Origin of the sequence: Algoriphagus sp., assembly GCF_029254265.1 — a bacterium.
Taxonomy (GTDB): Bacteria; Bacteroidota; Bacteroidia; order Cytophagales; family Cyclobacteriaceae; genus Algoriphagus.
The window spans coordinates 1-24,925 of record NZ_JAQWXX010000079.1 but is presented as its reverse complement, the minus strand read 5'-3'; the positions used below and the strand labels follow the sequence as shown (position 1 = coordinate 24,925).

General features: G+C 39.3%; 25 protein-coding genes. 15 read left to right on the top strand and 10 right to left on the bottom strand.

All coding sequences use genetic code 11. The annotated features are described in order from the left end of the window. The first annotated feature begins 24 nt into the window (after positions 1 to 24). Positions 25 to 483, top strand: a complete 459-nt coding sequence (locus tag P8O16_RS11680) for a DUF1905 domain-containing protein (protein ID WP_300314941.1) — start codon at positions 25 to 27, stop codon at positions 481 to 483. On the opposite strand, the gene P8O16_RS11675 is transcribed toward P8O16_RS11680, so the two are convergent. The 10 genes from P8O16_RS11675 to P8O16_RS11630 form a co-directional block, all read right to left on the bottom strand. Continuing rightward, positions 480 to 2,882, bottom strand: a complete 2,403-nt coding sequence (locus P8O16_RS11675) for a TonB-dependent receptor (protein WP_300314938.1) — start codon at positions 2,880 to 2,882, stop codon at positions 480 to 482. The two genes, P8O16_RS11680 and P8O16_RS11675, sit on opposite strands and share 4 nt — an antisense overlap. Before the next feature lie 81 nt (positions 2,883 to 2,963). Beyond that, positions 2,964 to 3,668: a fatty acid desaturase gene (locus P8O16_RS11670; protein ID WP_300314935.1), complete on the bottom strand. Its 705-nt coding sequence runs from the start codon at positions 3,666 to 3,668 to the stop codon at positions 2,964 to 2,966. A gap of 23 nt (positions 3,669 to 3,691) precedes the next feature. Continuing rightward, positions 3,692 to 4,537, bottom strand: coding sequence for a 4-hydroxy-3-methylbut-2-enyl diphosphate reductase (locus P8O16_RS11665; protein WP_075348847.1), 846 nt, complete (start codon positions 4,535 to 4,537; stop codon positions 3,692 to 3,694). 3 nt (positions 4,538 to 4,540) lie between these two features. After that, the gene (locus tag P8O16_RS11660; protein ID WP_300314931.1) at positions 4,541 to 5,251 is read right to left on the bottom strand and encodes a lycopene cyclase domain-containing protein; all 711 of its coding nucleotides are present in this window, start codon (positions 5,249 to 5,251) and stop codon (positions 4,541 to 4,543) included. 2 nt (positions 5,252 to 5,253) lie between these two features. After that, complete coding sequence (locus P8O16_RS11655) at positions 5,254 to 6,096, bottom strand: phytoene/squalene synthase family protein (protein ID WP_300314928.1); 843 nt, start codon at positions 6,094 to 6,096, stop codon at positions 5,254 to 5,256. A 21-nt stretch (positions 6,097 to 6,117) separates the two neighbouring features. Further along, the gene (locus P8O16_RS11650; RefSeq protein WP_300314926.1) at positions 6,118 to 7,599 is read right to left on the bottom strand and encodes an NAD(P)/FAD-dependent oxidoreductase; all 1,482 of its coding nucleotides are present in this window, start codon (positions 7,597 to 7,599) and stop codon (positions 6,118 to 6,120) included. Between the two features lie 3 nt (positions 7,600 to 7,602). Beyond that, positions 7,603 to 8,115 carry an RNA polymerase sigma factor gene (locus tag P8O16_RS11645; protein WP_300314923.1) on the bottom strand — a complete coding sequence of 171 codons (513 nt, stop codon included), beginning with the start codon at positions 8,113 to 8,115 and terminating at the stop codon, positions 7,603 to 7,605. A 202-nt stretch (positions 8,116 to 8,317) separates the two neighbouring features. Beyond that, complete coding sequence (locus P8O16_RS11640) at positions 8,318 to 9,214, bottom strand: MerR family transcriptional regulator (protein WP_300314920.1); 897 nt, start codon at positions 9,212 to 9,214, stop codon at positions 8,318 to 8,320. Then, a complete protein-coding gene (locus tag P8O16_RS11635) occupies positions 9,214 to 9,657 on the bottom strand; it encodes a sterol desaturase family protein (RefSeq protein ID WP_300314916.1) in 444 nt (147 codons plus the stop codon). Before P8O16_RS11635 ends, P8O16_RS11640 begins: the two co-directional genes overlap by 1 nt. 79 nt (positions 9,658 to 9,736) lie before the next feature. Continuing rightward, positions 9,737 to 10,402: a carotenoid biosynthesis protein gene (locus P8O16_RS11630; RefSeq protein ID WP_300314914.1), complete on the bottom strand. Its 666-nt coding sequence runs from the start codon at positions 10,400 to 10,402 to the stop codon at positions 9,737 to 9,739. 112 nt (positions 10,403 to 10,514) lie between these two features. Here P8O16_RS11630 and P8O16_RS11625 point away from each other — a divergent pair, with 112 nt between their 5' ends. From P8O16_RS11625 to P8O16_RS11560, 14 genes are all read left to right on the top strand, one after another. Then, positions 10,515 to 10,820, top strand: coding sequence for a DUF4286 family protein (locus P8O16_RS11625; RefSeq protein WP_300314910.1), 306 nt, complete (start codon positions 10,515 to 10,517; stop codon positions 10,818 to 10,820). 75 nt (positions 10,821 to 10,895) lie between these two features. Next, on the top strand, positions 10,896 to 12,035 hold the full coding sequence (locus P8O16_RS11620; protein WP_300314907.1) for a DUF4221 family protein: 1,140 nt from the start codon (positions 10,896 to 10,898) through the stop codon (positions 12,033 to 12,035). An 11-nt stretch (positions 12,036 to 12,046) separates the two neighbouring features. Continuing rightward, positions 12,047 to 13,198 carry a DUF4221 family protein gene (locus P8O16_RS11615; RefSeq protein WP_300314905.1) on the top strand — a complete coding sequence of 384 codons (1,152 nt, stop codon included), beginning with the start codon at positions 12,047 to 12,049 and terminating at the stop codon, positions 13,196 to 13,198. Between the two features lie 6 nt (positions 13,199 to 13,204). Continuing rightward, entirely contained in the window at positions 13,205 to 14,344 is a 1,140-nt protein-coding gene (locus P8O16_RS11610) for a DUF4221 family protein (RefSeq protein WP_300314902.1), read from the top strand. Positions 14,345 to 14,349: 5 nt separating this feature from the next. Next, positions 14,350 to 15,477 (top strand): DUF4221 family protein, encoded by a 1,128-nt coding sequence (locus P8O16_RS11605; protein WP_300314899.1) that lies wholly within the window; start codon positions 14,350 to 14,352, stop codon positions 15,475 to 15,477. A 5-nt stretch (positions 15,478 to 15,482) separates the two neighbouring features. Beyond that, positions 15,483 to 16,613, top strand: a complete 1,131-nt coding sequence (locus tag P8O16_RS11600) for a DUF4221 family protein (protein ID WP_300314896.1) — start codon at positions 15,483 to 15,485, stop codon at positions 16,611 to 16,613. Between the two features lie 5 nt (positions 16,614 to 16,618). Beyond that, the gene (locus P8O16_RS11595; RefSeq protein ID WP_300314894.1) at positions 16,619 to 17,557 is read left to right on the top strand and encodes a DUF4221 family protein; all 939 of its coding nucleotides are present in this window, start codon (positions 16,619 to 16,621) and stop codon (positions 17,555 to 17,557) included. Continuing rightward, positions 17,518 to 17,778: a DUF4221 family protein gene (locus P8O16_RS11590; protein WP_300314891.1), complete on the top strand. Its 261-nt coding sequence runs from the start codon at positions 17,518 to 17,520 to the stop codon at positions 17,776 to 17,778. Before P8O16_RS11595 ends, P8O16_RS11590 begins: the two co-directional genes overlap by 40 nt. 5 nt (positions 17,779 to 17,783) lie before the next feature. Then, the gene (locus P8O16_RS11585; protein WP_300314888.1) at positions 17,784 to 18,929 is read left to right on the top strand and encodes a DUF4221 family protein; all 1,146 of its coding nucleotides are present in this window, start codon (positions 17,784 to 17,786) and stop codon (positions 18,927 to 18,929) included. A gap of 5 nt (positions 18,930 to 18,934) precedes the next feature. Beyond that, on the top strand, positions 18,935 to 20,053 hold the full coding sequence (locus P8O16_RS11580; RefSeq protein WP_300314885.1) for a DUF4221 family protein: 1,119 nt from the start codon (positions 18,935 to 18,937) through the stop codon (positions 20,051 to 20,053). A gap of 5 nt (positions 20,054 to 20,058) precedes the next feature. Beyond that, complete coding sequence (locus tag P8O16_RS11575) at positions 20,059 to 21,216, top strand: DUF4221 family protein (protein ID WP_300314883.1); 1,158 nt, start codon at positions 20,059 to 20,061, stop codon at positions 21,214 to 21,216. Continuing rightward, positions 21,209 to 22,366 carry a DUF4221 family protein gene (locus P8O16_RS11570; RefSeq protein WP_300314880.1) on the top strand — a complete coding sequence of 386 codons (1,158 nt, stop codon included), beginning with the start codon at positions 21,209 to 21,211 and terminating at the stop codon, positions 22,364 to 22,366. Before P8O16_RS11575 ends, P8O16_RS11570 begins: the two co-directional genes overlap by 8 nt. After that, entirely contained in the window at positions 22,363 to 23,532 is a 1,170-nt protein-coding gene (locus P8O16_RS11565) for a DUF4221 family protein (RefSeq protein ID WP_300314877.1), read from the top strand. Before P8O16_RS11570 ends, P8O16_RS11565 begins: the two co-directional genes overlap by 4 nt. Further along, positions 23,529 to 24,671, top strand: coding sequence for a DUF4221 family protein (locus P8O16_RS11560; RefSeq protein WP_300314874.1), 1,143 nt, complete (start codon positions 23,529 to 23,531; stop codon positions 24,669 to 24,671). The genes P8O16_RS11565 and P8O16_RS11560 overlap by 4 nt, the downstream gene beginning before the upstream one ends. Positions 24,672 to 24,925 lie beyond the last annotated feature (254 nt).

Genomic DNA, 24,925 nt, shown 5'->3' with positions numbered 1-24,925 from the left:
AGTCTAGATTAGTCGGCTTTTTTTATGGAACAGATCGTATCGGGTGAGTTTTTTATGGAAAGGTTTCCTGGCAAGGGCGGTTGGACTTTTATCAAACTCCCAATCTCTATTTTCCCTTCCGGGAAAGCATTTGGGATGCTAAAAGTATCCGGATCAATAGACTCTTTCACTTTCGAAGGAAAACATCTGATGCCAATGGGAGATGGCTCCCTTTTCATCCCGGTAGCTAAGTCTATCAGAGCGATAATCAAGAAAGAAGCCGGTGATCGAGTCCATTTGAAATTACTTCGTGACGAAATCCCATCAGAAGCTCCTCAAGAATTGATTGACTGTCTTAAGGATGATCCGGGAAAGTATCAACTTTTTCAAAATCTTTCTAAAGAAGATCAAAAGAAATGGGTAGAATACATTTATGGAACAAGCTCTATTGCCGGAAAAACGGAACGAATTATTAAGCTTCTTTCAGAACTAGAAAAGATCTAGAATTCAACAATAATCCCAACTGTTGGCAATAGTGTCCCTGCGGTATTCTGTAAAAAACGCAATTGATATCTGCTCGGATCATTAGTATCCACCAAAATATTTCCTGCATCATCCCTTACAGGCACCAGCAATGGTGCTTGCTCCGCTTGGAAGTTGTATGCATTCTGAATATCCACATACCAGTTTAAATTCCAGTTCTCGAAGAAATATTTCTTGTCGATCCGCAAATCTAGCTGATGAAATGCCGGCAATCTAATGGCATTGATTTGGGTAAAATCCAAGATTGGCTGACCTCTCAAATCCCAGTTACTGATCAAGGAAGATTCTTCGACATCGAATGGAGTATATGGCGTACCACCGAGAAATCTCCATCTAGCTCCAATTTCCCAGTTTTTTCCAAATCGCTTACCGGCTGTCAAGCTGACTATAAATCGATTATCCCAAGAAGAAGGGACAAATCCCTCGGTATTCGGATTGGTGAATTCACTTCTTACCAGAGTCAAAGCAGCTATACCATAAAAATTATTAAAGAGTCGCTGCTGTGCCAAAAACTCAATCCCATAGGCTTTCCCTTCAGCATTTGATTCAACAGGCTCATTTCCGATGACCCCAAAATCAGCTCCTAAGTTTGCCAAAGCAATGCCGTTCCGGATTGAAGAAGGGTAATTGCTGTATCGCTTGTAAAATGCCTCTGCGGTAAATCTTCGGTTTTTCTCTGGAACCAAGAGTTCAATCCCAGCGATTAATTGAGAATTTCGGATGAAACGCACATCGTTTTCCTCATTTACAAGCACTCCATCATTATCCTGGAACCCAAGAACCGTATAGGCCGGCTTCTGATAATAGATTCCAGCATTTGCTGTGGCGTAAAGATTAGGTTTTAACTGGTAAGAAAAAGATACCCGTGGGCTGATTTGATTCAGAGGATTGGAAGCTGTTTCTGCAAAATCAGCACCATCCATTCGTATTCCACCTGTGACTAATAACCTGTCATTGCTAAAATTCTTTGAACCTGAAATGAAGGCTCCATATTGGTTGAAATTAGAGGTTGACTCTATGTCAATGATCTGACCGGAAGCTGCCAAGGTAGACCGGTCAAAGTTGTTGATAAAATACCTCGAATATTGATAGTTTACGCCGTACTTGAGTGTATATCCTTTTCCAAAAATGCTATTTTCAGCCCTGAATTTATTTTCAGATTCTTGAGAAACATATCTAAAGAGTAGGTTATCCTCGCTGCTTTCGTCATTTCCGGCATATTTATAGGACTCATTATTGAGCATATTCCTACTCAGAATAAATGTCCAATAACCATTTTCGCGAAACCGTTTAAGCTTTAATCCTGTGGCATAATTCCATTGGCTTTGAATAGGAAGGACATCCAGTAAATAAAGTCTATCTGCCCGCTCATCGGCTGTCTCCTCATCGGGTACATCCTGATTTAAGACAAAATTGTCAATTGCACCTACTCCGATAAATGTCAATTCTGTTTTATCATTAAGCTTGGTAGTGGTTTTCACCTGAAAATCATTGAAAGTAGGAAGGAAAGGCAAGCCGATTAATCTGAAAAGTCCCTGTAAATAGGAACGTCTTGCAGATACTAAATAGGTGGTTTTTTCACCAATTGGACCCTCATTGGAGAGCGTGAGTTCCGATGCGCCGAGTGTCAACTGAGTGGCCATTTTATCCCGACGGCCTTCTTTCAAGGTAAACTCGAAGAATGAACTCATTGCATCCATTCGATTTGCGGGAAAACCACCCGCAATCAAATCCACATTTTTGATGAGATTAACATTGAGAATTCCAACCGGTCCTCCAGAGGAACCCTGTGTTGCGAAGTGATTGATGACAGGTACCTCAATTTCATCCACGAAAAACTTGTTTTCGTTTGGTGCTCCACCTCGAATGATGATGTCATTTCTAAAACTTGCAGTACTTGCTACCCCCGGCAAGGATTGAATAACTCTTGAGATGTCTCTGTTTCCCCCTGGATAGCGTTCGATTTCATTTGAATTCAATTTTCTCACTGATAGAGGAGTCTCCTCCGACCTTGAAAACTCTGAGCTTACGACCACCTCACTAAGTTCCGAGGCGTCTTCTTGCAGTTCAAAATCCAATTGTACCGGACGAGCCAAGGTCACTTGCACTTCGTAAGCTGTAGCTGTCTTATACCCCACAAAGCTTGCCCGAACATTATATAATCCCGGCGGGACATTCTTTATTTCATAAAATCCATCTTCATTGGAAATTGCACCAAACTCAGTTTCCAATACCAAAACATTTGCGAATGGCACGGGCTCATTGTTTACCGGATTAAAAATTCTACCGCTAATAATTCCTTGGGAAAATGCCTGAATTGAAAAAAGTGCCAGAAATAGAGTAAGTAGTTGTTTTCTCATATTGAATAATTGATACCTAGAAAAACAATTATGACTTAAAAGGTTTCCAGATTTAGTAGATATTGACAAAAATCAACGGAATTATGCCGTTTGTTTCTCTTTTTCACGCCAAAGTCTCCACCAAGGAGTGCCTGGCGAGTCATGATGCTCATAGTGATACCCAAAAAAATAACAGGAAATAAAAGCCCAAAGATGGTTTTTAGGTTGGCTTCTCGAGTGATGTGAATTATCGCTTTCCCCTTTATGCGGAAGATAAGTTCCAAAGTAGAATAATTGAAGTGTGGAAAGCACAGCTGGAAGCATCCAGAAAAGAATCAAGTTTTCCGTAGGAATGAAAAGCTTCAAAATATTGAATGTCACAGCCATCAATAAGATCTGCCAAATCGTAACATATTGCTTGACAAAGCTAAAATACCAGACTAAGAAATTATCTGAAGAATGGTAATCGGGATCCTTATCCGTCGCTACGTAGCGATGGTGTTCATGATGTTTGGGAAAAAGCTTCCAGTAAAAATTATAGGAAAATAGGATTGCAGAAAACCATCCAAGGGCATGATTGACCTTTTTATTAGAGGAGACCAAGCCATGCATGGCGTCATGGGCAGTGATAAATAATCCGGTATAGAAATGTGTTTGAAGTAAAACCCCTAAATAAACCAGCGGATTTTTCCAGGAAACCTCCATTTGAAGAAGCAGGAAAAGTGATATTGACCAGATCACAATGATCGTAATCGCAATAAGGATTCCCTTCGGATCGATGGAAGATTTTGATACTGCCGAATTCATGAATGTAAGTTCGGAATGTTTTCTTAGAAAGTAAGGATTCGCTCCTTTACTTGCTCCATAAGCCACATCGGTGTAGATGTTGCCCCGCAGATTCCTACTTTATCATTCTGCTCAAACCAAGCGTCTTCAATTTGATCAGCATTTGATACAAAATAGGTGTTTTCATTTTTCTCTTTGCAGACATTGTAGAGCACTTTTCCATTCGAGGACTTGGTGCCACTGACAAATATGATTTTATCAAATTTCTCTGCAAAAGCTCTTAGCTCCTTGTCTCGGTTGGATACTTGTCGACAGATGGTGTCATTGGTATTTACAGTGATCCCGTTTTGTCTGAGTATCTCATTGATCTCATAGAATTTATCTGTGCTCTTGGTGGTCTGGCTGTATAGGGTAATATTTTTTGGAAGGCTTGGCAGGTCAAGCTCTGAAATATCCTGAAATACAACGGCCTTGTTACTAGTCTGACCTAATAGACCGATAACCTCTGCATGCCCGTGCTTGCCATAAATGTAGATCGTTTCATCCTTGTCAAAGGAGTTTTTGATCCTGTTTTGAAGCTTCAAAACTACAGGGCAACTGGCATCGATTAGCGTAAGATTGTTTTTTATAGATAGCTCATAGGTGGAAGGCGGTTCACCATGTGCACGGATTAAAACCCGCTCGTTCTTCAATTCATGAAGCTCAGTATGATCAATGATTCTTAAACCTTTTCGAGTCAAGCGACTGACCTCTTCATCATTGTGAACAATATCTCCCAAACAATAAAGGTAGCCCTGCTCATCAAGAATCTCCTCTGCCATTTCTATAGCATATACTACTCCAAAGCAGAATCCAGAATGATCATCAATTGATACTTGAAGGTTTTTCATAGCCTATAAACTTTTGGATGAAAGAAATGTTTTCCGGCTTCGAATGAATTCGAATATACTGATATTCAACAGTAAAAGCGAAAGGTTATATACCGTGTCTTCAATAGGAACTGTCCAAATCCGGATTCCCAAATTTTCAGAATTGTTATAAATTACCACCGGTTCGTCTGTCATTCCACCGGTCAGGATTCCATTGCAAAGGAAAAATGGAATAAGAACCACTAGGTATGCAAATATGAATCTTCCTAAATATTTGTCTCCAAAGATTACAAAATGAAGGATCAGCACAGCTGCTGCAAAAAAAGCATTTACCGAAGTGTACATTTTGTCCAAATGCAAAAATCCAAAACCAATTAGAAATGGGACTAAGATGAAGACAAGGGGTTTACCTGCAGGCTTGAATATGTCTTTAGGAAAAAAGTAAATCAATACCTCGTAGATAAATATACAGGCATAAGGCACCGTAAAAAAAAACAGCCATTCCTCTAAAGGCAGCCCAAAAAGCGAGTAGCCTAGATTATACCTCGGATTAAATTCCCAAACACCCCAAAGCGTGAAGTAATGATCCCAAATTAGAAATATGACCCCAGTGATAAGGATTGCAGGGAAGAGGGCGTACCATTGCTTGGAGTATTTTACCCTAGACTCAAATGATCGCGCCAAAGGGTATGAAATAGCAAATAGGTTCAGAGATAAATAGAGAAACTTTTCCATGCTTAGCTGATTCCCAATTTATTGCCAAAATAGGTTCCTAGAAGCAAGGTGATTTTTTTTGAGTTTGGGATTCGAATTCGCTCCTGAGTTATTGTTTCAGGTGGGAGGCTTTTGATTTTATCAAACAGTTTTTGATAATACAGGTATGCGACTTTTACACCAAGTTTTGCTCCAGCCGGCAATGCTGCAATTCCTACCAACGAATCATTGAAATCCTTCTGAATATCTTCCTCGATAAGGCTTTTCGCTGATTTATCAAATTGATTAAAATCAACCCCAGGGAAATAAACTCTACCTCTTTCCTCGTAATCGCTTTTTATGTCTCTCAGAAAATTCACTTTTTGAAAAGCGGCACCCAACTTACAAGCGGGGCTTTTTAGCTGATCGTACATCTTCTGATCACCTTCCACAAAAACTTTCAAGCACATCAATCCAACTACCTCAGCAGAACCATAGATATATTCTTGATACTTACTGTCATTGTAGAGCTGATAGTCGAGGTCCATCTCCATGCTATGCAAAAAAGCCTCAATCAAATCCAAATCAATTCGGTATTTGTTGACGATCAGCTGAAAGGCATGAAGTACGGGATTCAAAGAAAGCTTGGTCTCGATCGCCTCATATGTATCTTTTTTGAATCTGGCCAAAAGACCAGCTTTATCTTGATCATGAAAAGTATCCACAATCTCGTCCGCATAACGGACAAAACCATAGATTGCATAGATGGGAAGATGAAACTTCTTGTCCAGTGTTTTAATCCCCAAAGTAAAGCTGGTGCTATACCGCTGGGTGATCAATCTACTGCACTCCAGAGTGGTCTGATCAAAAAGCTCAATCGCATTCATATACTGAAGGTACCTTTTTATTTACGAATTGTTTTCTTTAAGCACCTCTTTGGCTACCACATATCCCGAAATCAGTGATGGAGGAACCCCTGGACCGGGTACGGTAAGCTGTCCTGTGTAGTAGAGGTTTTTTACTTTTTTGTTCTTTAAGGAAGGTTTCAATATAGCTGTCTGGGTCAGTGTATTTGCCAAACCATATGCATTCCCTTTGAAGGCATGATAGTCAGATTTGAAATCACTATGAGCATAGGATCTTTTATAAACCACATGCGAACGGATCTCTTGACCTGAAATTCGCTCCAATCGCTCCATGATAATATCAAAATACTTCTCGCGCATTTCTTCCGAATCCTCCAAATCCGGCGCAAGCGGAATCAGCAAGAATAGATTTTCCATTCCCTCAGGCGCAACAGTCGGATCTGTAATAGAAGGAACAGAAGCATAAAATAATGGCTTCTCTGGCCAGCGTGGATTCTTATAAATTGCATCTGCATGCGGTCCTAATGGCTCATCAAAGAATAAATTATGATGGCGAAGGTTCTTCAATCGCTTATTCACTCCAAGGTAGAATAGCAAACTGGATGGAGCCATCACACGCTTATCCCAATACTCCTCAGAGTAATTGCTATATTTTGGATTGACCAGATGTTTGTCAACGTGATGGTAGTCTGCTCCAGCTACTACGATGTCAGCTTTGATCCGTTCGCCGGATTTCAACCGAACCGTATGAGCAACGCCATTAAGGATTTCGATTTCCTCCACCTCTGCATTGTATCTGATTTTTACTCCTTTTTCTTCGGCAAGTTTGACCATTCCTTTGATGATCTCATGCATTCCTCCTTTTGGATACCAAGTACCCAGTGCGATGTCGGCATAATTCATCAAACTATAAAGTGCTGGAATATTGTCTGCAGTTTCACCCAAGAAAAGAACAGGAAATTCCATCAATCGGATGATTTTATCCGATTTAAAGAACTTCCGAACATGCTTTGACATGGATTGGAAAATATCCATTCTAAGCATATCAACAAGCAAGCCCGGAGAAGTAAATTCAAAAAGGGAACGACTCGGTTTTTGAACCAAATCATGAATCCCTACTTCATATTTATATTTAGCTTGTTCTAAAAATTTATCGAGCTGAGTGCCTGCACCAGGTTCGATTTTTTCAAGCATAGCTTTGAATTCATCCAGATTAGCAGGAATATTCAGTGTATCTTCTTCCCCATAAATAACCGCATAGGAAGGATCCAAACGAATGAGGTCATAGTAATCTGAAACCTTTTTATCAAAGTGGGAGAAATAGGTATCGAAGACATCCGGCATCCAATACCAGCTGGGACCCATATCAAAAACAAACCCCTGATGTTCGAACTTACGAGCTCTTCCACCTGGGGATTCATTTTTTTCTAGAAGGGTGACTGAACAACTATTTGCTGCTAGATGTGTGGCTGCGGATAATCCGGCAAAGCCAGAACCGATAACCACGACATGTTTTTTACTCATTTATTAATTATTATGCTTGTAAACCATTAGGTCTTCTTTCAAAAACTTACGAGCAATATGAATTCTATTTTTAACAGTTCCAATAGGAATCTGAAGCTTGTCTGCAATCTCATGGTATTTGAAACCTCTGAAATGCATCATAAAAGGAGTCTTATATACATCATCCAAGTTATCGATAGCCTCGTTGATATCATCCATAGTGAAGTTACCAAAAACACCATTCTCTACCAACGAACCGCTTGAGTTGATGTAGTGAAGGTTATCTGTAGTATCTACGAATGTTCCTCTTCTCACCATAAGCTGATAATTAGTGATAAAGGTATTTTTCATAATAGTGTAAAGCCAAGCCTTTAGGTTAGTACCTTCAGTAAACTTGTCTTTATTTGTGAAGGCTTTCACCATAGTATCCTGTAACAGATCGTTGGCGTCATCCATATCACGAGTCAACTTCAACGCAAAAGGTTTCAGTGTACTGGATAACTGGTTTAATGAGTAGCTAAATTCTAGAGTCGTCATGGCTTTTGGTTTTTGTTTAATCAAATGTAGCAAGGCTTAAACAAAATCCAAATGTTTTGTTGAATTTTTTTTCTTTTTTATTAAACAAAAAATACAAAACAGCCTATTTGCTCCATAAACGGCAACAACAATAATCTGGAAGGCAAAAAAAAAGCACTTTTCGAAAAGCGCTTTTGTTTAAGATAGTCTCAATAAGTATAAACTATTTCTCAAGAGGTACTGCCTCCAGCTCTTCCAGAAAATCTTTAATATCCTTAATGTAGTTTAATTGTCGCACGTTGGCAGGGAACTTTAAGTCCTGACCAATCACCTGGTATCCTGTTACCAGGATTTCTGTATTTGCAAATCGGTTTGACAAGCCATTAAGATATTCCTCTACATACTCAACAGCCGGAGAAGTCGTAATCACTGTCATCAGGAATTCAGGACGATGTATATCATACACTTGGCTGAGATCCTCATTTGGTGTGTTTTGACCAAGATAGATCACTTTATGACCTTTATTTTTAATCAAAAATGTGGCAAATAAGATTGAAATCTCATGAAGTTCTCCTTCAGGAAGAAACAACAAAAACTTTTTACCATTTGCCGCAAGTACTTGTCCGTCTATGGCGACTATTAATTTTTGTCTTACCAGATTGGAGATAAAGTGCTCTTGTGCAGGATTAATAGCGCCAGTCTGCCAAAGCACTCCTATTTTAGACATGAATGGATAGATAATATTCATCATGGTCTGCTCAAACCCAAGTTTAATAATATTAGAAGAGAGGATTTTTTCAAATCGCTCCTCGTCCATTTCTATCATACAGATGGTCAACGCATGAATCTGATCATCATGAGTCAGAGAGCGTTCGGTAAGTTTCATCACTTCCTCTCGCATCTCGGGTCTATCCATTGATGCGATTTTACTAATCTTAAAACCGTTGTCATTCAACAAGGCCACATTTAAGATCAATTTCAAATCATCATCGTCGTAAAAACGAATATTTGTATCAGTCCTTTTTGGACTTAATAAATTATAGCGCTGTTCCCAGATTCGAAGCGTATGTGCTTTGATACCTGACAATTGCTCCAGATCTTTTATAGAATATGTGCTCACTAGTCTTTTTCTTTAAAATATTCCTTGGGTACTACAAATAATCCAAATGACACTGCGTCTTCTTTTTCATTGGTCCGATGATGGGCTTGGTGGGCTCTAAATATTCCCTTTAAAAACCCATTTTTCGGCTTTTGAAACCATTTAATCCTACGGTGAATCAACACGTCATGAAGAAAGAAATAAAGCATTCCGTATAAACTGATGCCTACTCCCATCCAAAACCGATAATCAAACTCGGCCACTCCTTTAATAATCAACACCACAGCAATGCTTCCAAACAGCAAAGAAAACAAGTCATTCAATTCGAAGAAGTACTTCGAAGGTTGATGATGTGTCTTATGAATAGACCAAAGTGGCCCATGCATGATATACTTATGGATTGCCCATCCAAAAACTTCCATCAAGGCAAAACCTAATGCGATAAATCCTATTGCTTCGATCATCTGCTATACAACCTCTTGCGAGTGATTTTTGTTATAACCCTTATTTGCTTATGTTTTGTTTATCAATCACTAAACTAAACTAGGTCGGTAAAGTGAAATTTAAAACTGCGAAAAACAAGATCATACATAGGAGTAAAATGTTTGCCAGTGCGTTCCCTTTTTGAAATTTTGCTTTCCTGAAAATCAAGTGAATCAAAAAGGCTACCCCAAACCATCCTGCATAATTACTCAATGGAATAATCTCAAATTTCCAATACCACATGTCCAAGGCTACAGCCACTGGCTCCATGATATAGTCAATAGCCGTCATTGCAGTAGCACCTAATAAAGCCGCGTAGTAATCATTCGCAACTTTATGAAAAATCGTGCCAGTCAAATAGACTAGGATAAACCAATTCACTCCAATAATAATCGGAACCTCCCAAAGTTTTGGACCCAGTGTAGGTCCGTAGACATAATCCCCATAGAGATATCCTGTGTGAATCCCGATCAGTTCCGAACCAAAACCAATCCAAAAAGCGGCAGCGGCGAATATCGGAAACACATCTGACCAGCCTTTATGAAAAGCCAAAATCAAAAACAAGGAGGTCAGTAATTGTAGGGGAGTCAGTCGTAAAAAAAGCTCCTGATATTCAGGAATACTTAAGCCGATAATCCCAACTACATGAAGGGCGATCACCACTATTTTGGCAATCAGTAGCTTCGTGTTTCGTTCCGGAATTTCTTCTGTCAGTACTTTATGCATTGGGTTTTGGAGAATACGCGGCGGGAAATTGAAGATTTCAGTTTGGGATTCCTAACTTTGCTTCGCTGCAATTGTTGGCAAAAAAAGTAAATTTCAATCAAAATCCATGGGTATGATTCTCTATAATATCACGTTTACTGTTGCCACTGACATCGAAGATAACTTTGTCACTTGGATGAAAGCAGATCATATTCCAGCTATTTTCGCTACAGGAATGTTTTTCGATCATAAGTTTTATCGCTTGATGAACAGTACCGACGATGGTTTTACGAATTACAGCATTCAGTTTTTTGCGGAATCTACCGCCAAGCTGATCGAATACGAAAATCGCTTTGCGAATGCACTTCGCTATGAAACTCAGGCTCGGTACGGAGAAAAGGCGCTTGCCTTTCGAAGTCTTTTGGAAGCGGTAGTTTAATTTAAAATTATTTAACAGTACGAATATTACGTTTTTGTAGAAATCATTTAGTTTAGGGAACTAAATGAACGATCTATGAAAAACCTTCTAATTCCCTCATTAGTACTTTTCTTTTTCTCTTGTGGGGGAAATTCGGAATCAGATTCCAATTCGAAAATAAATCTGCTGGAAAATCTCCAAACCAGTATTGATACCGTGCTGATTTCAGTTGGAGATGAGATTTTTAATCCTGGAGCCTATTATGCTTACGACCTGAGTGAAGATGGAAAGCGAATTTTTTATGGCTATTCTGAAGGTCCAGAAGTTCATGAAATCAGCCTGGAAGATTATGCTTTAATAGCACGTCACAAATTTTCCACAGATGGCCCGGATCGAGCGCCCTCATTTATTAATTACCTATCTGTGCTCACAGGCGATGATTTTGCACTAATCGGTTATGGGACTCAGGGAATCTATTCAAAAAATGGGAAAAAAATCCAATCCCTTGACATAGAAAAAACCGATTGGAAAGGGCTAGAGATTGAAGGCAACCTCAATTTGATCCAAAATCTGCGAGTGCTTCCTGATAAGAATCGTGCAGTATCTACTCCAAGTCCATTTGCACGGCCTGTAGAAGGTCTTGCAGTTTTTGATCTTGAAAACGAATCCATCAAGCTACACAAACTGCCCGCCTTGGAAATCACAAACAAATTCAATGTCACCTTTAGACAAGAGAATGGCGGTTCCAGCTCTGGTGATTTTATAGACCTCCAAAAACTACGAGACGACTTTGTCATCTATAGCGCCTCTACTTCCGACATCTATTTATACCAGCCTGACCTCGACTCACTGCGACTCATCACTTTTGATCACAAGCTAGTCCCAAAACAAAAGACAGGTGACTTTCCTACGGAGGTGGACTCCAATGAGCGCAGAATGGAAGTCTCCAATGAGATCAGAAAGCAGATCAGTTTCTCCAGACTTTTTTGGGACGAAAGCCGGAACATTTATTGGCGCTTTGCTATGCAAAATCCTCGCTACACAGAAGAAAGAAGATACCTGGGAAGTGAGGTCTTTGTCTTTACCTACGATCAGGACTTCAAGCTAACCGGAGAAACCCTTTCAGAAAACCTCACCATGCTCACGAATTTGCCTTTTATGAAAGACGGCAAACTTTATGGACTCACAGTGTTGAAAGAAGATCCTGCATTTGTGGTAATCAGTTTTAACTTTTAAAATCAACCCCAATGAAAAATCTGCCCTTAGTAGCTCTACTTCTTGCTCTATTCTCCTGCGGAGAAAGCGATACTGCTGAAAATAGCGGCTCCAAAAATATTCTGGAAAACTTCAGTTTTACTACCGATACGCTGGTAGTAAATCCTGGCGAGGAAATCATCAATCTTTCGCAGGGTGTGCGCAGTGGTTCCTTAGATGAATCCAAAACCTATTTTTATCTATTTGATGAAGTGACTGGTCAGATGAATAAAATTAATCTGGATAAGTTAATTCTTGAGGAACAGATTCCCTTCGAAAAGGAAGGTCCAAACGGCGTTGGTGCAAATTATATCTCGACTTCACGCTATCTTCCTGGAGAGGAATTTCTCTTCTCCAACTTCCAAAGCACCGGTATTTTTAATAAAAATGGGAAAAAAGTACTGGATCTAACGCTGAAGCCTGGGGATCTACAAGTCGAAGGTTTGAGTGAAAATGCTCAGTATAATTTGACGAATCAAATTCAGTTTTCTCCAGATAAGAGATGGATGTATTCTCTTCCCGGAGATTTTATGGAGGGGACTAATCAATTGGCAAAAATCGACTTAGAAAGCAAAAGTGGTAATGTCATTCCCATACCCGCACTTGAGAAGGTGGGAGAATATAGCATTTTACTCCAATCGGATGAAATGATGTCTATATATGTGGAGGAGCTATTTTTACAGCAAATTGGAGATAGTTACTTTCTCTCTGGAGGCACGGTCAATTCCATCTATCGATTTGAGGCAGGTCAGGATTCTTTGGAGCTTTTTAAGTTTGACTTTTCCATAGTTCCCAATGAAAAGGAAATCCCGGTAAATAATAAAGTATCATCTCAGGATCAATTCCAAGCAGAGATGGAAAAAGCCCGGGGCCAGATCGGCTTTGAAAAGCTGCTATTCGATGAGGCTACCAAACGTTTTTACCGCTTTGGTAGAATTTACAAACCTAGAGAGGACAAAGAGGCGCCATTAAAAGCCCGAGTTTTTCTTTTTGCCTTCGATGAAAATCTTAATCTGATCGGAGAAACTGAAATCCCTGAACTGGATAAAGTGCCATCCAACGCCTTTTTCAAAGACGGCAAGCTCTGGTCTTATGTGAATGTGGAGGATGAGCTAGGCTTTGCAGTATTCACTATTGATTTTTAACCAACGATGAGAAAAATATTACCAATACTACTTCTTTCTATTCTTGCTTCTTGCGGGGAAAAAGGCAATTCTGAAAAAGCAGAATCCAAAAATATCCTAGAGAACTTGACTTACTCAGTAGATACCGTGGTGGTGGATTCAGGCGATGAGTTGATCAACCTAAAATTTGGATTGGGGTGGTTTGATCGATCAGCTGATGGGAAATCACTTTTTCTATACGACTCTGATCGAAGTCTTTTCCAAGAAATAGATTTGGAGCAAATGACTTTGAAAGAAAATTTTCTTTTTGAGAAGGAAGGGCCAAATGGTACTGGACGAGTTAACTCATTTCAACTGCAATCTGATAGGTCTATTCTGATCCCTTCTTTTCAGAATCCAGGGATTTTCAATTTACAAGGAGAGCAGATTCGTACTTTCAACCTAAAACCGAACGATTTGAAAGGAGCGGAATCTATAAACGGTTTTGCTATTCTTACGAAGATGCTTTGGAATCCTAATACTGAGAAACTTTACTCGCTACCAGGAGACGTTACCACTGGTAAATTTGAATTTGCGATCACAAATCCAAAATCCCAAACAGTTCAGATTCTTCCTTTAGCCAATATGGAAAAATCTCAAAATTTCCGCGTCACGCAGTTAGAAGGAGACGGGGCTGCTGCATTTACAGAAGTCTATGACCTTACCAAATTCAAAGACAATTTCATTATTTCTTGTACTTCAGGAAGTGGAATTTATTTCTATAATACTTCTATAGATAGCCTCAGGCACATGGATTTCCCTCATAAACTTATCCCAATGGAAAAATCAGGTGAGATCAAAAATGATGTGAGTTCATCGCAGGAATGGTATGAGGAGTATAGGAAAGTTGTTGGGCAGATAAGTTATTGGAGAATGAATTGGGATGAAGCCACCTCAAGATTTTATCGTTTGGCGAGTCGTTCACTTTTGGGAGAAAAACGAGAAGACCCAGCAAAGTACGAGGTGTATCTCTTAGTTTATGATGAGAAATTAAACCTGTTAGGAGAATCGCGCCTAGAAGGATATAACGATTTCCCTAGAAGTTACTTCTTCAAAGACGGCAAGCTCTGGTCCTATGTCAATGTGGAAGATGAGCTGGGCTTCGCGGTATTCACTTTTGATTTTTAGAAACTATGAGAAAACTACTACCCATTCTATTTCTAATTGCTTTTGCCTCCTGCGGGGAAAAAGGTGATTCTGAAAAAGGGAATTCCAACCTTAAGATTGAAAGTCTGAGCTATACTGTGGATACTGTTTTAATCGATCCGGGCGATAGTATTCTTTTTGCCAACAGACTAGCTATCTCTTTGGATAAAAAAACGCTTTTTAACTTTAACTCCAGAAAAGCTGAACTAGACCTCATAGACCTAGATCGGCTCGTTGTCCGCGATCGAATTTCGCTTGAAAAAGAAGGGCCTCTGGGCATAGGCAAATATGCGTCTAGCATCCAAGAGACAAATTCGGGAGAGCTATTTATTTTCGGTTTCTCAGATCTTCGAAAACTCAATAAGCAAAAAGATTCATTGACTATTTTCCAGTTTGGTACAGCGGAGTTTGGTGGGGATGGTTTGGAAGAAATCGAGGAACTCAAGTTTAGTTTTTTGATATCAGAGGACGGGAGCAAGTATTTTGCACCTTACGGGGAACAAGGTTTTCAAAAGGCAAATACCGGGATTGCAATCGTGGAGTTAGCCACTATGGATCTGAAAAAAGTGCCTTTAGATCTATTTGAGAGGAGTAACCAATATGTTCGCAGATTTATTGAAGATGGTAAACTTCAATCTCAAAGCAATGAAATGATTGATATTTACCCCCTTAAAAATAAGCTGATTATCTCCTCCCACAATTTTAATGAAGCATACCTATATGAGCTGGGCACCGGATTGCTGACGCATAAAGTCTTCCAATCTGAACTGACTTCAGATGCAAAAAAAGTAAGTGAAAAGAATACCGGAAATACCTTTGAAGAAATGCTTGAAATTGCCTCCGAAGCCGAAAAGGAGGTGGATTTTGGGACTTTTTTATACGACGACAAAAGCGATAGAGTATTTAGATTTACTAGAGATTTGGACCGGATGAAAGGTGATTCGGTTACCTACAAAAATGTCCTTACGATCTTTGACACAGACCTAAATCAACTCTATGAACAGGAAGTAGATTTTAAAAGACCAGGATTCACCTTCTTCAAAGACGGCAAGCTCTGGTCTTATGTCAATGTGGAGGATGAGTTGGGATTTGCGGTGTTTACGTTTGATTTTTAGAAACTATGAGAAAGCAACTGCCCATTTTCGTTCTCGCCATTCTTGTTTCCTGCGGAGGAAAGCAAGTGAATGAAAAAGTTGACAAGAAGACATTCACTTTTTCAGCTGAGATTGATACAGTAAAAATTGATTTCAAGGATCGATTCTACTTTATGGAGATTTACTTGGGAACGGCCGCAGTCTCTCCAGATAAAAAGACGCTTTATAATCTAAATGATTTCGCCCCAAACTTGGAGATTATTGACTTGGATCAACAAGAAATGAGCAGTATTGAGCCTATGGATAAAGAAGGTCCTCTAGGTATTGGTCCAGTCACCTTTTCGATTGCTATTACTCCATCGGATGAATTGGTGCTAAAAGGCATGGATGAGGTAAGGATTTTCGACAAATCAAGAACCCAGCTAAAAATCATAAAAATAAGTTCAAAGCATTTGGAAGGAGAGGTTCTTGAGGTTGGCGAACGTTACGGATTCGATGGAATTTTTACTGAAAAAGCCGACTATTTCTTTACAATTTATCAAAATGAAGCTGGGATGTCACAAGGTGAATTGAAAGGACTGACTATAATTGATTTGAATACTTCGACCATCCGAAAGATTCCGATTCCAGAACTCGATCGAATCAAAGACTTCTACCTCCAAGATCAATATGGCAATTTTCGGGGTGATGATGTGCTGCTCACTTCCTTTCAAAACAAGGTAATTGTCTCTACAAGTGCCATCAACGAAGCTTTTGTTTACGATATAGCTTTGGATACCTTGATTCAGAAAAAGTTTCATTCTAAGCTGACAGCGGATACCAAGCGAGGTGACTATCCAAGAAATTTCAGCTATGAATCAAATTGGCGTGCCGTTTTTGCCGAGCGCTCCAAGGAAGTGGAGTTTGGCAAATTCATTTATGACGAGGAAAATGATAAGTTTTGGAGATTCAGCTACGAATTGGATCGAATGATCGGAGATTCTATCGTGCGAAAGACGGTATTGACTGTTTTCGATTCGAAGCTAAATCAACTTCATGAAGAAAAGGTACCCTTTGATTATTCCTATTATCAGTCCTTTTTCAAGGATGGCATGTTGTATTCCTATATCAACTTGGAAGACGAAATGGCTTTTATAAGGGTCAAGCCAACCTATTAAGAATTATGTCAACCTTGAAAAATCTAAGCCCACTTCTATTCATTATCCTTCTTCTTTCTTGCGGGGAAAAAGGCAATTCTGAATCCACCGAATCTACAAATATCCTTGAAAACCTCACCTTCTCTGTAGACACTGTGGTGGTGGATGCCGGAGAAGACTTTTTTGTGATTCCCTATGGCCTCGGTCGAATAGGATTTAGTCAAAATAAGAAGCGATTATGGTTTTTTGAAAATGATCCCCTTCATCTTGTCCAAGTGGATTTGAATGAATTGAAGCTGATCAGCAAAACAGAATTTCAAAAAGAAGGGCCAAACGGGATTGGTCCCTACATGGATGGCTTTCAAATGGGTCCAAATGAGGAGCTAGTTATTCAGAGCTATGTCAGCTATTCCAAATTCAACAAAGCTGGAGAACTCACAGAAAGCCTAAAAGTAATCCCAGAAGGAATAGATTCTGAACTGGCAACTAATTACCAAAAACTCTACCAGCGAGCCTTCTATGATTTTGAAAAAAATCAGATTTACACACAGCCATACCGAGAAGGAAATGCGGACAAGCAGCTTTTTGTAATCGATCCTCAAAGCAAAAAAGCCAGCTCATATCCGATTCCGGAGATGAGATCTGTCGGCGATTTTAGCCGAACCCACGTGGAAGAATCAGACGGCAATGGCATGATTTACTTTTTTGCTCCGTTTGATTATATTGAAAAAGAAAAAGAGCAATTGCTTATTTCGGCAGCTCCTATGAGCGGTTTTTACCGAATGGATCCTAAAACAGATAGTCTTGAGTTTGTAGCTATTCAGCACAAGACTGTACCAAATGACTGGAATTTCAGCCTGATGGAGGCTTATAGTGATGCTTCTGCATTTGAAGAAGACGAACGGAAAGTGAACGAGAAGATTACATGGCAATCAAATGGGATGATACTAGGAAGCTCTATTTGAGGCTAGGAAAAAAGACCTTCTTGGCTGAAAACCGAGCAGATCCCTCCACTTATGAAGTTTATCTCTTTGCTTACGATACCGACTTTAATGTAGTAGGGGAAACCAAGGTCGAAGGGCTGAAGGAACCTCCTACCACTTACTTCTGGAAAGACGGCAAGCTCTGGTCCTATGTCAATGTCGAAGATGAGCTAGGCTTCGCGGTGTTTACGTTTGATTTTTAGAAACTATGAGATATCTAATTACCCTTCTTTTCCTTGGTGTTCTAACTTCTTGTCAAAAGGAAGGTTTGAAAAAATCAGAGAATGAAACGGTGATTACCTATGCAATTGATACGGTGATGATCGATTCCAAAGGCTATTTCCTTTATTTATCAGAAGCCTTGGGAAGGTCCGATTTGGCAAATGATGGCAAAACAGTGTATAACCTGAACCAAAAACTCCCTCAGCTGGAAGTTATTGATCTGAGTTTGCTCGAACTGGTTGACACTATTCCCATGGAGAGTGAAGGTCCTGCGGGCATTGGTACTTATAATTTTTTTGACGGTATTCAAGTTTTGGAGAATGGAGAGGTTTTCATTTTTGCCTGGACAGAAATTGTAAGGCTTTCAGCTGATAGAAAGTCGGTTGAAAAATATCGTTTTACCTCCCAAAACTTAAAAGGAGATCCCTTAAACGCCGACGAAGAAGTTAGATACGAAGGGCTTATCTCTGAGGATGGAACTCAGTTTTTTACCTTCTACGGTAAGTCCGATCAGCCCTCATCCAGATTGGGATTGGCTATAATTGATCTGGAGGAAATGAGCTTGAAAAAAGTCGAATTGCCGCTTTTTGAAGAATTGATACCCTATGAAATTCAAACTGAAAAGGAGCCTTATGCTAAATATCCCTACGTTTATGTAGAGCCGATTTATTTGACAGAATTTGAGAATCATCTCCTAGTTTCCGCTTCGCCATTCAATGAATTATATAAACTTGATCTTGCTTCGTACACTTACCAACACCTAACTTTTAACGCTTCTTTGACTGAGGATCGGGCAGAAGTCAATTATCCCACGGCGGCGAGTTCCTCTGCTGGAACTACCGAGTCAGTCAGGGATCGATGGAAACAAATTTCATTTCACAAAATGAACTGGGACAGGAAAACTAAGCGGTTTTGGAGAATCTCATACAAAGTCTTCATGTCTTACGATAACGACTATTCAAATGAGACGTACATGACCTTTTTTGATAAGGAATTCAAGCAAATGGGTGAGATTCGGTTGCCAGATGAGTGGAGGATTATAGGGGGTAAATTTATTTCCCAAGGAATGTATTGGCAGTTTATCAATATCAACGATGAGGCGGCTTTTGTTCGGTTGAAACCTAACTTTTAGAAACTATGAGAAAATTACTACCCATTTTACTTCTTTCAATACTCGCTGCTTGTGGTGAGAAAAACAGTTCTGAAAAAGCAGGATCCAAAAATATCCTGGAGAATTTGACCTACTCCATAGACACGTTGATCCTGAATGTGGGTGATGAAATCTTTAATCCTGGAGCCTATTATGGTCGGGATCTGAGCGAAGACTTGAAGACACTTTATTTCTTCTACGAACCTGAAAAAGAAATCCACGAGTATGATCTCAATGAATTGAAACTGCTCAGGATTTACCCATTGGAAGCAGATGGACCAGACGCCATACCACCTTACCTCAATTACTTTCAGGCGCTGCCAAAACAAGAATTTTTTATGGCAGATTTCGCCAAGGCTGGGATTTACTCCTTGGAAGGAAAGCAAATATTAAATCTTAGAATTCAATTGGAAAACATAGCTGGCTTTGATCCTGAAGCCACTTTTTCACTGACGAACAATATCCATCTCAGCCCGGACAAAAAGAAGATCATCAGTCTTCCCAAAAACTTCGATGGTCCAGTGGAAGGTTTGGCGGTGATTGATATCGAAACGATGAACGGAACACTCCAGGATATTCCAGAGCTAGAGCTGACAGATAAATACAACGTCACATTTAAACAAGGTAATGGAATGACTAGATCAGGTGACTTCCATTTCTTACAGCTGGTCAACAACCAGTTTTTCATTTGTAGTGGAGCCACCTCGGATATCTATACTTATGACTGGAAGACAGATTCACTTCGACACCATAGCTTTCCTCATCAATTGGTAGCCAAATCCAAGACCGGAGACTTTCCCACAGAAGTGGATTCTCATGAGCGTAGAATAGAAGTAATGAAAGAAATGAGGAAGCAAATCACCTTTGAAGACTTCTATTGGGACGAAACCAGAAATCTGTATTTCCGGCTGGGAAGCATGGGTACTGAGAAGGATACCGAAGTATTTCTATTTGGCTATGATTCACAACTCAATTTGATAGGCGAAACCAAATTGGAAGGTATGCAACGCATGATCTATCAAGCCTTTATTCGAAATGGGAAACTCTACAGTTTTTATGTTGTAGAGGAGAATCCAGCCTTAGTTCAATTCACTTTTGATTTTTAATAGTTATGCGAAAACTACTCTATTTAACCGTTTTAGCAGGATTTTTCGCTTGTAGCGAAAAGGACGCTGCTTCAGATTACGACACAAGTATAAATTTTAGCTATAGCCTCGACACCGTGATGGTAGATTCCGGAGATGAGTTTATTTACCTGAATTGGAACTTGTACACTTCTGACCTTTCGGCAGATGAGAAATACCTGTACAATTTCAAAACCGGTGGAAATCCAACGGGGCTCGAAGTTATCAACCTAGAAAACCTAAAACTGGAGAAGGTGATACCGATGAGTTTGGATGGCCCGAATAGCATTCGGTCTCCTTATATATCCAATGTCTATCTGCTTCCGGATGGGACATTTTACCTTTCTGACAACTACGAAATGTATTATTTTGATCAGGAAGGAAATAAGCTTTCTTCTTTCAACTATGAAAAACAGGAATTTGAGGGAGAGCGATTGCCTGAAACACAACGAATAAAATTCAATGAGGTCTTATCCAAAGACGGAAAAACACTTGTAGCGCTCTATGGAGGTCAGAAAATGGGAGATGCTGTAGAAGGACTGGCAACATTTGACCTGGGAAATAAACGTGTAAGCTATACCCCTCTGGATTTATTTCATGAATTGGAAAAGTATCAATCCATTCTGTATTATGAAGGCGTGCAGCCGATGTCTATGGCTCTGGCCAACATTTTCCTTGAGTTGAAAAATGATACCCTGCTTTATTCCAACTCCGCTCAAAACAAAGTTTTCTTCTATCACCTCAAAACAGATTCACTTTCATCAAAAGTATTTTCCAGCAAGTACACCACTAACGAGGCGCCTGGTAACTATCAAAAACGTACAGATTCAGAGGAGGAGTTTAGGGAAATCATGCAGGCGAAAGACCAAGAAGCGTTCTACGGTCAATTATTTTTTGATGCTAAAAATAAAGTCCATTGGCGATTTTCGAAGGAAATGGATCAAATGAAAGGCGATACCATCCAGTATAAAACTGTCCTGACGGCTTTCGACTCAAATTTTAACCAACTCCACGAGGAGTTGCTTCCTTCCGATTTCGTACTACCAGATACCTATTTCGCCCGAGAAGGGATGATTTATACCTTTTTGAATATTGACGATGAACTCGCTTTTGTGCGAATTAAACCAACTATTACTTATGAATAAGCTATTTAAAAACTCGCTGATCATCTTCATCCTTTTTTTAATTCTTTCTTGCGGAGAGAAATCTTCCGATTCCGCATTATCCTCCAATTTGGAAATCACCTATGAAATCGACACCGTGATGGTGGATGCCGGCGATCATTTCTTTTTTGTACAATTTGGACTAAGTATGTCGGATGTGGATAAGGCTCGGAAGCTATTTTACAATTTTAATAGTCAAGAGATGACCATGGAAATCATCGACTTGGAAAATCTGAACCTGAAAGAGCTGAGACAATATGAAAAAGAAGGCCCTAACGGTATTGGAGGAGGGTTCATCATGAGAATTAAAGTACTCCCTGACGAAAGTGTACTTTTTTTTGATTTTGCAGGGATTCATCATGTTGCTCCAAATGGAGATAAAATTGCTACTTATAAAATCGAAGAAATGGATTGGGAAGGAGATGAGCTTTCCGAAAAGCAGCTTATCAACATCCCAAGTCTTGATACCAAGGATGGAAATTATTTTTATGGACAATACGGCACTCAGGGTATTGAAGGCAAAACAGCAGGTCTAGTTCAAATCGATCTTTCAAAAAACACTTTGAAGCTTTTCCCTTCCGATTTTCTGGATTTTAGCAATGCATACGACATTAGTTTTGATATGGGAGGAGGAAGATCAGCTAAAATCCCCGAACAGAATCTGGTAAGACTCGTCAACGATGAAGTAGTAATCATCACTTCTGCAAAAAATTCACTCTGGCGATGGGATTTGGAAGGCGATAGCTTGATTAATCATTCGTATCAAAGCCAATTTACCTCAAATAGTAAGAAAGGTAATTTCCCGATGACAGTTGGCTCAAATGATGAATTAAGAGCTGCGATGAAAGAAAAAAGTAAGGAGGTAATTTTTGGGCCACTGACTGAAGACTCTGAGCAGAATGTGCTCTGGCGATACCATAAAGAAATGGATCGCCTGACTGCTGGGGATACGATTATTTTCAAAAGTATCCTGACAGCCTTCAATACTGATTTTAGGCAACTGGCAGAAAGTAAAATGCCGGAAAAATTCAAATTGTCTGATCCTGTATTTTACCTGGATGGTATGCTCTGGCAGTTTTTGAATATTGATGATGAGGTGGCACTTGTGCGGGTGAAACCGACTTTAAAATGAGAAGATTACTTTTTTTCTGTTTTCTCCTCTTTCTGCTGGGATGTAATGATCCTAGTAGCACTTTAGAAAATACAGCAAAAATTCCTTCCAATGGATTTGAGCTCACTTACTCGATCGATACAGTAAAGATCGATGCAGGTGAGGATTTTGTTTATTTGAATAGTCAACTGCAGATTTCAGACATTTCTTTAGACAGAAAAACCCTGTATAATTTCAATCCTGTGAGTTATGAAATTGAGGTAATCGATCTAGACCAAGCGATGCTAGTCAAGAAAATTGCCTTAGAAAAAGAGGGACCGAATTCAATACCAAATAGCTATTTCTACCGGTTGCAACTTGCTGAGGAAGCTCAAGAGTTTTTATTGCATACCACAAGTCATATCTATCGGACAGACATGCAAGGAAATCTGATTTCGAGCTATAGCTTTATGAATGACTCAAAAAGCGACTTCCGATATCCTGATGAAAACATTATTAACCTTCAAGGATATGATTCAGAAGATGGTAAATACTTTTATTCTTACTACACTGATACGTTACCGGATCGTACAAGAAAGGGAATTGTCCGTTTCAATTTTGATCAAAAGAGGATGGACTTTAGTCCTCAGGATTTCCTGCAATGGGCTAATGATTTTGATATTTATTATTCAGAGCCTGAATCAAGTAGAAAAGGAGAGTATCCGGAAATGAGTGGTATAACGCTGTTTGGGGATAGCGTTGTTTTCAGTATTTCTTCGGTAAATAAGGTTTGGGTGTATAATTTTGAAACTGACCTTACCCAAGAATATTCTTTCGAAAGCCAATTGACCGATAATGAAAAAGAGGGAAATTACCCCAAAAGGGTCAAGACGTTAGAGGAGTTCAGAGAAGCTGCAAAACTTAAAGGAAAAGAGGTTCATTTTTTTTCTGTGAAATATGATTCGGAAAACAACAGATATCTAAGAATCACAAAAAAATTTGACGGGACCTATTCTGATGAAAACCCAAATTTCATTTCAATATTAACAGTCTTTGATAAAAATTTAAACCCTCTTCTTGAGCAAAGGCTTAGTGATCCAGAATTTTTCCCTAACGGTATGTCTTTTATCAAAGATGGAACCTATTACAGCTATTTGAATATTGACGACGAAATGGCATTTGTGAGATTGAAACTGACTTTAAAATGAGAAAAAGCCTTTTTTACCTTTCTTCTTTTTGGATTCTTTTTGCTTGTTCCCAAAAGGAAGCGAATGAAAATTTCACAGGAAATTTTTCATTTTCATACACGCTCGATACTGTCCATATTAACTCTCTCGGGACTTTCTTTTTTCTAAATAACGGTCTTTCAGGGTCTACACTTTCTGAAGACAGTCGCTACTTATACACGTATAATCGTCCCAAACTGAGATTGGATATCATTGATTTAGAAGAATTGAACCTCAAGGATACGCTGTCTTTTGATATCGAAGGCCCCAAAGGGGTAGGATCTCTAAGCGTGTTGCAGATCAATCTGACAGATTCAGGTAAGTTGCACTTTGCTACATTCGAAGGGATTAGAGAATTTGATGCTGAGGGAAACTTATTGAAAATACATAACTGGGATACCGATGAGGCCATTTCCAGCCAACTAGGACAAGATCAAATGATTAGTTTTCTTGGAGAATTTTCAAGAGATGGGAGCAATTTTTACGGAACCTATTCAGCTTTCGGTCGCGCGGCAAATACTATGGCGGATGGTTTGGCCATCATAAACATGGAGACTAGCAAACTTAAAACGGTGGAAGTCCCAGCTCTGAAGGCCTTGAAAGAATATGAAATAAATTTTGAAGTTGATGGATTATCCACCACATCTGGGGATCAATATTTTTTGTCTATCTCAAACCAAAAACTGATCATTAGCCAAAGCTCTATAAATGGTGTATCCGTATATGATCTTCAGCAGGACTCTCTGCTAGTATATTCTTACGAAACGGAACTTTTACCAGCCCGCAAACCTGGAAATTTTCCAAGAAGGGCGAATAGTATGGAGGCCTTCGAGGAGGCCATGAACGAAAAGTCAAAAGAACCCTATTTTGGCAGTTTTTTATATAGTGAGAAAGATCAACTCTATTATCGAGTGAGTTTTACCAAAGCGATTAATGGATCAGAAGAACTAGTCTGGAATGGGATTCTTTCGGTTTTTGATGAGAATTTTAAACTTCTCTACGAAGAAGAAGGCCTAGGCAGATATTCGGGAAAAACCTTTATCAGGGACGGAAAGATTTATCGATTCATCAATTTAGAGGATGAAATGGCTTTTGAAATATTGACGCCGGTTATAAATTGAGACAATTTCTTGGTTAATCTAGCTACTAATCAGCGGTAGCTAGCTACCCAAATAGGAGTTTAATAACCCTCATTCTAGTTATGGGATAAAATAATTAGTTAAAAAATTTTTAAAATTTATTTTTAAAATTTATTCTTTATGTATATCCGCAAAGATGCCAGTAGCCAAATAAGTTAGAAGTGACAGCCAGTGACAATCGCTTTCTTGCGATCTTAACGGGTACTAAATTAGGTCAAAATAAACGGTTTTGACCA